The sequence below is a fragment of the Micromonospora sp. 4G55 genome (genome assembly GCF_016803375.1).
This window is the reverse complement of the sequence record NZ_JAEVHN010000189.1, coordinates 1-10,440: the sequence shown is the minus strand read 5'-3', so window position 1 is coordinate 10,440 and position 10,440 is coordinate 1. Positions and strand designations below refer to the sequence as shown.

Below are 10,440 nucleotides of genomic sequence, written 5' to 3'. Positions count from 1 at the left end.
GCCCGCGGTCGCCGCGGTCGCGGCGGCGTCGGCGGCGCGGTCGCGGGCCTCCTGGCGGTCCAGCTCGCGGTCGAGCCGGCGGGCCTCCCGCTCGGACTGCCGGATCCACTGCACGACCAGCACCGCGAGCATCGTCACACTGACGAACTCGCCACCGGCCCAGAGGATGCCGCCGGCGACCACCTGGTCGTTCCAGGGGTCCGACCAGGACAGGTTGAGCGACGGGTACCAGTCGCCGCCGAGCAGCGTGGTGCTCTGCATGATGGTGAGGCCGAGCACCGTGTGGAACGGCACGGAGAGCAGCATGAGCAGCGCCCGCGCCGGGTACGGCCACCGTCCCGGCAGCGGATCGAGGCCGAGCAGCGGCCAGAAGAACACGCAGCCGGTGGCGATGAAGTGGGCGTGCACCAGCTCGTGCGCCCAGGCGTGCTCCAGCGTGTAGTGGTAGAGACCACTGAAGTAGAGCGCGAACGGGTTCACCACGAAGATGCTGAACGCCACCAGCGGGAAGCTGTAGACCTTCGCGAACCGGCTGTGCACGACCGCCAGCAGCCGCTTGCGGGGGCGTACCGGCAGCGTGCGCAGGGCCAGGGTGACCGGGGCGCCCAGGGCGAGGAAGATCGGCGCGACCATCGACAGCACCATGTGCTGCACCATGTGCACCGACACCAGCGCCGTGTCGTACGCGTGCAGGCCGCTGACCGTGACCGCGGCGATGCCGCCGAGGCCCGGGCCGAGGAAGCAGATCGTCCGGAGGGCCGGCCAGGCGTCCCCGCGCAGCCTCAGCCGGTAGACCCCGTAGAGGTACAGTCCGGCGGCCAGCACCAGCCCGAGGGCGAGCCAGCTGTCCAGCCGGGTCTCGGTGAAGACCCGGGCGACGGTGAACGGCGGCGGGACGGCCTCGCCACCGGCGGCGAGGACCGCCGACGGGCCCGCCGAGGTCGCGGCGAAGATCGAATCGACGTGCAGCACGCTTTTCAGGCTAGGCCAGGCGAACCGGACCGCCACTATCGGGCCATCCCTCGCCCGGGTTTGGCCCCCCGCTGATCGCCCGCCCCGGTCAAGGGCAATAATGACCGCGTGACTGCGGCCCCAGCCATTGACAAGAGCCGGATCCACTCCCTGACCCGACCCAACATGGTCAGCGTCGGGACGATCGTGTGGCTCTCCAGCGAACTCATGTTCTTCGCGGCGCTGTTCGCGATGTACTTCTCCATCCGCGCGGCAGCGCCGGAGCAGTGGGAGAAGCACACCGAGGGACTCAACATCCCCTACGCGACCACCTTCACGGTGATCCTGGTGCTGTCCTCGGTGACCTGCCAGCTCGGTGTCTTCGCGGCGGAGAAGGGCGACGTCCACGCCCTGCGGCGTTGGTTCACGATCACCTTCGTGATGGGTCTGATCTTCGTGCTCGGCCAGGCGAACGAGTACCGCACCCTGGTGCACGAGGGCGTGAAGATCAACGAGGACGGTTACGGGTCGATGTTCTACCTCACCACCGGCTTCCACGGCCTGCACGTGACCGGCGGCCTGATCGCCTTCATCATCTTCATGGTCCGCACCACCATGGGCCGGTTCACCCCGGCGCAGGCCACCTCGGCGATCGTCGTGTCCTACTACTGGCACTTCGTCGACGTGGTGTGGATCGGCCTCTACGCCATGATCTACTGGCTCCAGTGATCTTGGCGCGTCACGAACCGCGCCGCTGCTCCGTCCCCTGAGACAAGGTCCAACCCGGTTAAGGACACAGGTCATGACTTCTGACAACGACCGCCGACGCGGTCTGCTCGCGCGCCTGCGCGGGCGGCCCGTAGCGCGCAGCAGGGGCCCGCCGCCGGCTGGGCGCCGCGGTCCGGCTGATCGCCGCGCTGACGCTGGCCGGCGGCGCCTACACCGTCTTCGCCCCCGGCGTGCAGGCGCAGGAAAACCCGCCGCTGACCGGCGCCGCCGCCGAGGGCAAGGCGCTGTTCGACGTGAGCTGCGTTACCTGCCACGGTCGCAACGCGCAGGGTGTCGACGGTCGTGGCCCGAGCCTGGTCGGCGTGGGCGCCGCCTCGGTCGAGTTCCAGGTGGGCACCGGCCGCATGCCGATGGCCCGACAGGAGGCCCAGGCCCAGCGCAAGCCCCCGGTCTTCACCGACGAGCAGGTGCGCCAGCTCGCCCAGTACGTCCAGGAGCTCGGTGGCGGCCCGCAGGTTCCCGAGGGTCACCTGCGTGAGGGCGCCGACCTGGCGACCGGCGGCGAGCTGTTCCGGATCAACTGCTCGCAGTGTCACGCCTTCGGTGGTGGCGGCGGCGCGCTCTCCTCGGGCAAGTTCGCCCCGAGCCTGCGCCCGGCCAGCGACCGGCAGATCTACGCCGCCATGCTGAGCGGCCCGCAGAACATGCCGGTGTTCGGCGACAACCAGATCACCCCGGAGCAGAAGGCGGACATCATCGCCTACATCCAGGAGACGCTGAAGCACGACCAGGACCAGGGCGGGTTCAACCTCGGCCGGTACGGCCCCTCCACCGAGGGCCTGGCGATCTTCCTGATCGGCATCGTCGCGCTGGTCTTCGCCAGCCTGTGGATTGCGGGCAAGTCGTGACCCGGTCGAACGTCAGTACCATTGCCGTGGTGCCGTGCGTCGGCACCGCCCGTAGCGAGGTGACGGCATGAGCACCCACACCGAGCACCAGGCCCCGCAGGGTCGGGAGCCGCTCGACGTCCTGGACCCCCGGCTGTCCCGGTTCGACATCGTCCAGGAGGGCGCGCGTCGGGACGACATCGAGATCGTTCACTACGAGGAGCAGGTGGCGCCGGGCAGCAAGGCCGAGCGCCGGCTGACCCGTACGGTCGCCGGCTTCTTCCTCCTCACTGGCCTCGCCGCCACCGCCTTCCTGGTCATCTACATCTGGTGGCCGTGGAAGTGGGAGGCTGGCCGCGGCGGTGACAAGTGGTACACCCCGCTGCTCGGCCTCACCCTGGGCGTCGCGCTCCTGGCCGTCGGCTTCGGCATCCTCACCTGGGGCAAGAAGCTGCTGCCCAAGGAGGTCTCGATCCAGGGCCGGCACGACCAGCCGGGAGCGCCGGAGGATCGCAAGATCACCGGGGAGACCATGCTCTACCTGGCCGACGAGATGGGCGTGCGGCGTCGTCCGCTGCTCGGCGTCTCGCTGGCGGCGGGCCTGCTGCCGGTGGGTGCGGTCGTCGCGGCCCCGCTGGTCGGTGGCCTGATCTCGCACCCGCACAAGAACAACCAGATGTTCACCACCGGCTTCGCGCCGGCCGAGGGTGGCCGCAAGGTCCGGCTGGTCCGTGAGGACGGGCGGCCGATCCGCCCGGCCGACATCAGCGCCGGTGGCCAGCTGACCGTCTTCCCCGGCATCGAGCACGGCGTGAGCAACAAGCACGCCGACTCGCCGACCCTGCTGATCCACCTGCGGGATTCGGACGCCCAGGAGTCCCGCGACGCCAACGCGCGGTTGGGCCGCCAGGACTTCATGTGGGGCAACTACGCGGCGTTCTCCAAGATCTGCACGCACGCCGGCTGCCCGGCGAGCCTGTTCGAGCAGCAGACCAACCGGCTGCTCTGCCCGTGCCACCAGTCGCAGTTCCTGATCACCGACAACGCCCGGCCCATCTTCGGTCCGGCCAGCCGTCGGCTGCCGCAGCTGCCCATCGAGGTGGACGAGGAGGGCTTCTTCGTGGCGAAGTCCGACTACACCGAAACCATCGGCCCCGACTTCTGGGAGCGGCCATGAAGCGCCGAAAGTTCGACGTAGCAGCGGTGCCGGCCAAGACGGCCGGAGCGGTGGACGACCGGTTCCAGGTGGCCACCCCGCTGCGCAAGCTGCTCAACAAGGTCTTCCCGGACCACTGGTCCTTCCTGCTCGGCGAGATCGCGCTCTTCTCGTTCGTCGTGCTGCTGCTGACCGGTGTCTTCCTGACCTTCTTCTTCGAGCCGGCGATGACCGAGGTGGTCTACGACGGCAGCTACGCCCCGCTGCGGGGCACGCCGATGTCGGCCGCGTACGCGTCCAGCCTGGACCTGTCGTTCGACGTCCGGGGCGGCCTGATCATGCGGCAGATGCACCACTGGGCGGCGCTGCTGTTCATGGCCTCGATCGTCGTGCACATGCTGCGGGTCTTCTTCACCGGCGCGTTCCGCAAGCCGCGTGAGACGAACTGGATCATCGGCTCGCTGCTGTTCTGGGTCGGCTTCCTGGCCGGCTTCACCGGCTACTCGCTGCCGGACGACGGCCTGTCCGGCACCGGTCTGCGGATCGCCTCGGCCATCATGCTGTCGATCCCGGTGATCGGCTCCTGGGTCACCTCGTCGATCTTCGGCGGGGAGTTCCCGGGCGAGATCATCATCAGCCGCTTCTTCATCGCCCACGTGCTGCTGATCCCGGGTCTGCTGGTGGCGCTGATCAGCGTCCACCTGGGCCTGGTGTTCAAGCAGAAGCACACCCAGTGGCCCGGCCCCGGCCGGACCAACGAGAACGTGGTCGGCGAGCGGATGTTCCCGCGCTACGCGCTCAAGCAGGGCGGCTTCTTCATGGTCGTCTTCGGCGTGATCGCGCTGATGGGTGGCCTCTTCCAGATCAACCCGATCTGGTACTTCGGCCCGTACGAGGCGTGGGTGGTCTCGGCCGCCAGCCAGCCCGACTGGTACGTCATGTTCCTCGACGGCTCGACCCGACTCATGCCGGCCTGGGAGATCACCATCCCGATCGGCGACGGGTACGTCATCCCGCCGCTGTTCTGGCCGACGGTCGTGCTGCCGGGCATCCTCGTCGCGATCTCCCTGTTCTACCCGTTCATGGAGGCGCGGCACCTCAAGGACCGCAAGCACCACAACCTGCTCCAGCGGCCCCGGGACGTGCCGGCCCGGACCGCGGCGGGCGCCATGGCGGTGTCGTTCTTCGTGGTGCTGACCCTCTCCGGCGGCAACGACGTGATCGCGGACAAGTTCCAGATCAGCCTCAACGCGATGACCTGGGCGGGCCGGATCGGCCTGCTGGTGGTCCCGCCGCTGGCGTACTACGTGGCGTACCGGCTCTGCCTCGGTCTCCAGCAGCACGACCGGGAGGTGCTGGCCCACGGTGTGGAGACCGGCATCATCCGGCGCCTGCCGGACGGTCGGTTCGTCGAGGTCCACCAGCCGCTCACCGCGGCCGACGGCCACGACGGGCACGGCGAGCTCGACTACGTCGGCTGGGTGGTGCCGAAGAAGATGAACCGGCTCGGGGCTCTCGGCCCGGCCATCCGGGGCTTCTTCTACCCGATCGAGAAGCCGGCCGAGGCGCCGGTCTCGCCGGGGCACCCGCCGGTCGAGCCCCGCCCCGAGCGGGAGCAGATCGGCAGCGGCGAGAGCCGTCGCTGACGACGTACCTGACCGTGGCGCCCGCCGGAGTTCTCCGGCGGGCGCCACGTCCATTTCCGCGACGTTCGTCCGGGTCCGCCCTGCCCACCCCGCAACCCGCCCACCGACGGGTGGAAACGCAGGAATAACCCCCGCCAGCCGGGTATCCGTGCGGTCCAACGTCAACGGGGAGGGAAAACATGTTGGGAATCAAACGCCTCGGCCTGCTGGCCGCGCTGGTGCTGGTCGGTCTGGCGCCTGCCGCGGCCGCGCAGGCCGCGGCACAGCCGTCGACGCAGGACAGCCAGTATCTGCAGGCGGTGCACCAGTCCAACCTGTTCGAGATCAAGGCTGGTGACCTGGCCCGGGAGAAGGGCCAGAACCAGGAGGTCAAGCGGCTCGGCGAGATGTTCAAGACCGACCACACCCAGCTGGACCAGTCGGTCCAGCAGACCGCTTCCCAGTTGGGTGTGCAGCTGCCGGGTGAGCCGACCGCCGACCAGCAGCAGATCCTCGATCGGTTGAGGAACGCCAGGGGCGAGGAGTTCGACCGGCAGTGGGTGACCTCGCAGCTCGCCGGGCACCTCCAGACGATCCAGGCCACCCAGACCGAGATCTCACAGGGTCAGGAGCAGTCGGTGATCCAGCTGGCGCAGACGGCGCTGCCGGTGCTCCAGGCGCACTACGACGAACTGGTGAACCTCGCGCAGCAGCTGGGCATCCCGGTGCCGCAGGCCAGCGCCACCGGCACGCCCAGCCCGAGCGGCACCACCACGCCGGCCCCGGGCGGCACCGAGTCGCCGGGTGGCACCGAGTCGCCGGGTGGCACCACCGAGACGCCGGCTCCGGGCACCAGCTGACGTCACCGCACGGCCGACGGTGGCCGGTCCGCCCTCCGGGGTGGGCCGGCCACCGCGCGTTCACCGGTCAGTCGGCGCCGGCCAGCCCGATCGCGAACGCCTCCTCCAGGTCGTGCTGGGAGTACGCCCGGAACGCGATGTGCGACTCGGTGTTCAGCACGCCGGGCACCTTGGAGATGCTGCCGGCGATGACCTGGGCGATCTGCTCGAACTCCCGGACCCGGACCATGGCGATCAGGTCGACGTGCCCGGCCACCGAGTAGACCTCGCTGACGCCGGGCAGGTTGGCCAGGGTCTCGGCCACCTCGGGGATCGAGTCGGTGGCGCAGTCGATCAGGACGATCGCGGTGATCACTGGACGCTTCTCCGTTCGTCGACGTCGTGGCTCATGCTAGATGTTCACCGGCCGGCGCAGGACCGGTCCGGCGCGGGCCGCTCAGCCCGCCGGCACGGTCAGCGCGTCGCCGCCCGGATCACGTCGCACAGCCGTTCGCCCTCCTCGACGATGGCGCCGGGCCAGACCACCACCCGCTCCACGTCGCCGCGGATCACCGCGCCGGCCCCGACCACCGCGCGGCGGACCCGGCCGGTCACGATCGCGCCGGGATCGAGCAGCTCGCCGTCGCCGGCGGCATGCAGGTTGGCCGCCAGGTAGTCGGCCGGGGTGCCGGTGTCGAAGAACGTGCCGGGGTACGGCACCACCTCCAGCGCCCCGGCGCCTCCGCCGGCCGCCACACCGCCCGGACCAGGTCGCTGAAGGTTGCCGGCAGCTCCCGGACGAGCCGCCAGGGCAGCAGGGAGAACCCGGTGAACTGGTGCCCGTCGAACGTGCCGGAGCGCCGGGTCCGCGGCCGGCTGGCCGAGCAGGCGTACGCTCCGCCCGTCCCAGCCGTCGAGCAGCGCGGCGACGTCCGGCCCGGGGGCGGCCGCCGAATCGGCGAGGTACGCGTCGGCGTTGCCTACCAACACGCCGCGCCCGGCGATCCAGTCCCGCAGCCTGCCGACGCCCCCCGGCGGTGCCCAGCGGGGCGCCCGGCTCGACGGAGAGGTGGGCCCGGGCGCCGACGTGGGCGACCACCTGGTCGGCGAGGTAGCTGGCGTTGACCGCGACCGTCCCCGGACCGGTCAGGCCCAGCCCGGCGAGTCGGGCCAGCGCCCGGTCCAGCAGCGGCACGTTGCCGACCGGGCAGAGCGCCTTGGGCACCCGCTCGGTGAGCGGCCGCAGCCGGGTCCCCTCGCCGGCGGCGAGCACCACCGCGCAGATCCCCGCCGGCGGCACCCGGCGCCGGGTGGCCGGCCGCCTCGGGCGACGGCCGGTCGGGGATCGCGGTCACGCCGCTCGGCCGGTGGGTGGGATCTGCCCGGCCAGCGGCCCGATCCCGTAGTGGCCGAGCAGGAACGCGGTGGCCCGGCTGAGCCGGGGCAGGTCGTCCAGCGGGTGCCAGGCGGCCTCGTAGACCTCCGCGCCGTCCACCGTCAGCTCGGTGTCGACGCCGGCACCTCCGCCTCGAAGACCATGTCGACCCAGCCCTTGGCGTGCACCAGGGCGTTCGGCACGGCCGGGCGGAGCCGGTCGGGGGAGAGCCGGATGCCCGACTCCTCGTACAGCTCGCGGGCGGCGCCGACGACCGGGGCCTCGGCGCGCTGGAGCAGGCCGGCGGGGAGGGTCCAGCTGTACCCGGGCGGTTGGCGCAGCAGCAGGAGCCGGCCGGTCCCCTCGGCCTCGCTGTCCCGGACCAGGGTGACCGCGCCGACGACGTACTTCGGCACGGCGAGCCGGACCAGGCGGCGGCGCATCCCCACCGGAAGGCGGTAGAAGACCTTGTAGGCGACGGCCCGGCCGGTGGCGCGCGAGCGGGGGATCATGACTCCAGGCTAGGCCCTCGGGCCCCCACCCGCGCCCCGGCCCCACCACCCGCGTGCCGACGGCGGGACCGGGCGGGGATCACTGGCGATGGTCGACCAGGTCGATGAGCTGCTGGACGACGGCGTCGGGCTCGACCGCCCGGTCGAAGACCGCCACCAGCAGGGTCTCCAGGTCGGGGTAGCCGAGTTCCTCGGAGAGCCGCAGCAGCGGCAGGTCGCTGGCCAGCCCCCGGTCGTGCTTGCGCAGCGCCAGCCCGATCGTCGCCCGGCCGAGGCGTACCTTGTCGGCGATCGAGATGCCCGGCGAGGTGTGCTCGGCGAACCAGCGGCTGATCTGCATCTGCGCGTGCGGCGACTTGACGAAGCCGAGCCACTCGCGGCGGGGCCCGCGCGGCGCGGAGTCGGCCTCGAAGCCGCTCTCCGCGTCGTTCTCCGTGAAGATCTCCACCACGTCGCCCTCGTCCAGTTCGGACGAGAGCGGCGCCAGCCGGCCGTTGATCCGCGCGGCCAGGCAGTGGTCGCCCCACTCGGCGCCCAGCTCGTACGCCAGGTCGACCGGGGTGGCCCCGGCCGGGAGCACGACCTGCCGGCCGTCGGCGACCACCTGGATCTGGGTCTCGGCCAGGTCGCAGCGCAGCGACTGGAGGAACTGGGCCGGGTCGGGGGCCTCCTGCTCCCAGTCGAGCACCCGTCGCAGCCAGCCCAGCTGCTCGGCCTGGGCCGCCTCGCCGGAGGTGCGGGGGAAGCGGAAGTCGGCGGCGACGCCGTACTCGGCGGAGCGGTGCATCTCGCGGGTGCGGATCAGCACCTCGACGGTGCGGTCCTGCGGGCCGCAGACGCTGGTGTGCAGCGACCGGTAGAGGTTGTTCTTCGGGGAGGCGATGAAGTCCTTGAAGCGGCCGGGGACCGGCCGCCAGCGCCCGTGCACCGCGCCCAGCGCGGCGTAGCAGTCGGTGGCCGGGCCGTCCACCACGATCACGATCCGGGGCAGGTCGAACGGGGCGGTGTGGCCACCGGCGACGGTGTCCTTCCAGATCGAGTAGAGGTGCCGGGGTCGAGGACTCACCTCGGCGTCGACCCGGCTGCGGCGCAGCGCCGTCCTGGTCTGGGCGACCACGTCGTCCAGGTAGGCGTCCCACCCGGGCCGGTCGTGCACGTGCCGGGCGATCCGGGCGTGCTCCTCGGGATGCAGGTGCAGCAGCACCACGTCGTCCAGCTCGCGTTTGAGGGTCTGGATGCCCAGCCGGTCGCAGAGCGGGACGAGCACCTCCTGGGTCTTGCGGGCGATCCGCTCGCGGGACGCCGCCGAGCGCACGCCGAGGGTGCGCATGTTGTGCAGCCGGTCGGCCAGCTTGATGATCAGCACCCGGACGTCCTTGCCCGCCGCGATGATCATTTTGCGGATCGTCTCCGCCTCGGCGGCCTTGCCGTAGAACTCCTTGTCGAACTTGGTCACCCCGTCGACCAGGTGGGCCACCGCGCGGCCGAAGTCCTCACAGAGCGCCTGGAGCGTGTAGCGGGTGTCCTCCACCGTGTCGTGCAGCAGCGCCGCCACCAGGGTGGTGGTGTCCATGCCGAGGTCGGCGCAGATCTGGGCGACCGCCAGCGGGTGGGTGATGTACGGCTCGCCGCTCTTGCGGAACTGGCCGCGGTGCATGTTCTCCGCGATCGTGTACGCCCGGCGCAGCACCGACGTCTCGGCGCTGGCGTGGATGCCGCGGTGGGTGCGGACCAGGTGGTTGACCGGGTCGGTGTCGTTGGTCGGCCAGGTGAGCAGGGACCGCAGCCGGCGGGCCAGCGGCAGCTCCCCGGGCTGGGTCGGGAGCGCGCCCCCCAGGGCGGCGCCGTGTCCGGCGTCGACGTCCACGAGGGACACCTCCTCACCCCGGCTCCGCGATCACCATCTCTGGTAACCGGAAGCAGGCCCACGAAACGGGCAGGACTGCACTCCCTTAACAGCCTAAGTCAGTCACCGTCGTCCGATCGGTCACTTGCTCATGAGCGTTCGGTCGAGAGTTGGTGGGATCCGCCGTTCTCGGCCTTGGCCAGCAGGTCGCGGAAGCGGCCCGCGCCGGACACCGGCGAGGACCACTCGGAGGACATCTCCACCAGCCGGGTCTCCGGTCGTTCCAACCAGGACAGGATCCGTTCGGTCTCCTCGGCGGTGGCGCGGGGCACCGGCCCGTGGCCGGGCTCCACCGTCTCCGCGGTGGCCCGGATCGCGGTGATGGTCGGTCGAGGATGGACCCCGGGCGGGGAGACCCCCGCCCCGGCGAGCCGGCCGTGCCGGACCAGCGCCAGCTCCCAGCCGCCGCCGGGGGCACGCCGGGCCGCGGTCAGCTCGGCGATCCGGGTCAGCCCCGGCC

7 protein-coding genes and 4 pseudogenes are annotated in these 10,440 nt (G+C 71.4%); 5 read left to right on the top strand and 6 right to left on the bottom strand.

Features of this window, described 5'->3' with window-relative positions; all coding sequences use genetic code 11:
* Positions 1-972, bottom strand: a 972-nt coding sequence (locus JNW89_RS17065) for a cytochrome c oxidase assembly protein (protein ID WP_375155111.1), incomplete at its 3' end; no start/stop codon positions are given.
* Between the two features lie 108 nt (positions 973-1,080).
* Here JNW89_RS17065 and JNW89_RS17060 point away from each other — a divergent pair.
* The 5 genes and pseudogenes from JNW89_RS17060 to JNW89_RS17040 all read left to right on the top strand — a co-directional run bounded on the left by JNW89_RS17060 (position 1,081) and on the right by JNW89_RS17040 (position 6,208).
* On the top strand, positions 1,081-1,680 hold the full coding sequence (locus JNW89_RS17060) for a heme-copper oxidase subunit III (RefSeq protein WP_238449673.1): 600 nt from the start codon (positions 1,081-1,083) through the stop codon (positions 1,678-1,680).
* 73 nt (positions 1,681-1,753) lie between these two features.
* A pseudogene (locus tag JNW89_RS17055) lies at positions 1,754-2,588 on the top strand (cytochrome c).
* A gap of 67 nt (positions 2,589-2,655) precedes the next feature.
* Positions 2,656-3,744, top strand: coding sequence for a ubiquinol-cytochrome c reductase iron-sulfur subunit (locus tag JNW89_RS17050; protein ID WP_238449672.1), 1,089 nt, complete (start codon positions 2,656-2,658; stop codon positions 3,742-3,744).
* A complete protein-coding gene (locus JNW89_RS17045; RefSeq protein ID WP_238449671.1) occupies positions 3,741-5,369 on the top strand; it encodes a ubiquinol-cytochrome c reductase cytochrome b subunit in 1,629 nt (542 codons plus the stop codon). The genes JNW89_RS17050 and JNW89_RS17045 overlap by 4 nt, the downstream gene beginning before the upstream one ends.
* A 179-nt stretch (positions 5,370-5,548) precedes the next feature.
* Positions 5,549-6,208, top strand: coding sequence for a DUF4142 domain-containing protein (locus JNW89_RS17040; protein ID WP_238449670.1), 660 nt, complete (start codon positions 5,549-5,551; stop codon positions 6,206-6,208).
* A 67-nt stretch (positions 6,209-6,275) separates the two neighbouring features.
* Here JNW89_RS17040 and JNW89_RS17035 read toward each other — a convergent pair whose 3' ends face one another.
* From JNW89_RS17035 to JNW89_RS17015, 5 genes and pseudogenes are all read right to left on the bottom strand, one after another.
* On the bottom strand, positions 6,276-6,563 hold the full coding sequence (locus JNW89_RS17035) for an Lrp/AsnC family transcriptional regulator (RefSeq protein WP_088961047.1): 288 nt from the start codon (positions 6,561-6,563) through the stop codon (positions 6,276-6,278).
* Between the two features lie 98 nt (positions 6,564-6,661).
* Positions 6,662-7,487 (bottom strand): annotated as a pseudogene (locus JNW89_RS17030) (sugar phosphate nucleotidyltransferase).
* Between the two features lie 51 nt (positions 7,488-7,538).
* Positions 7,539-8,074: pseudogene (locus JNW89_RS17025) on the bottom strand (NUDIX hydrolase).
* A gap of 79 nt (positions 8,075-8,153) precedes the next feature.
* Positions 8,154-9,941 (bottom strand): bifunctional (p)ppGpp synthetase/guanosine-3',5'-bis(diphosphate) 3'-pyrophosphohydrolase, encoded by a 1,788-nt coding sequence (locus tag JNW89_RS17020; protein WP_238449674.1) that lies wholly within the window; start codon positions 9,939-9,941, stop codon positions 8,154-8,156.
* Positions 9,942-10,069: 128 nt separating this feature from the next.
* A pseudogene (locus JNW89_RS17015) lies at positions 10,070-10,440 on the bottom strand (endonuclease); the annotation flags it as partial.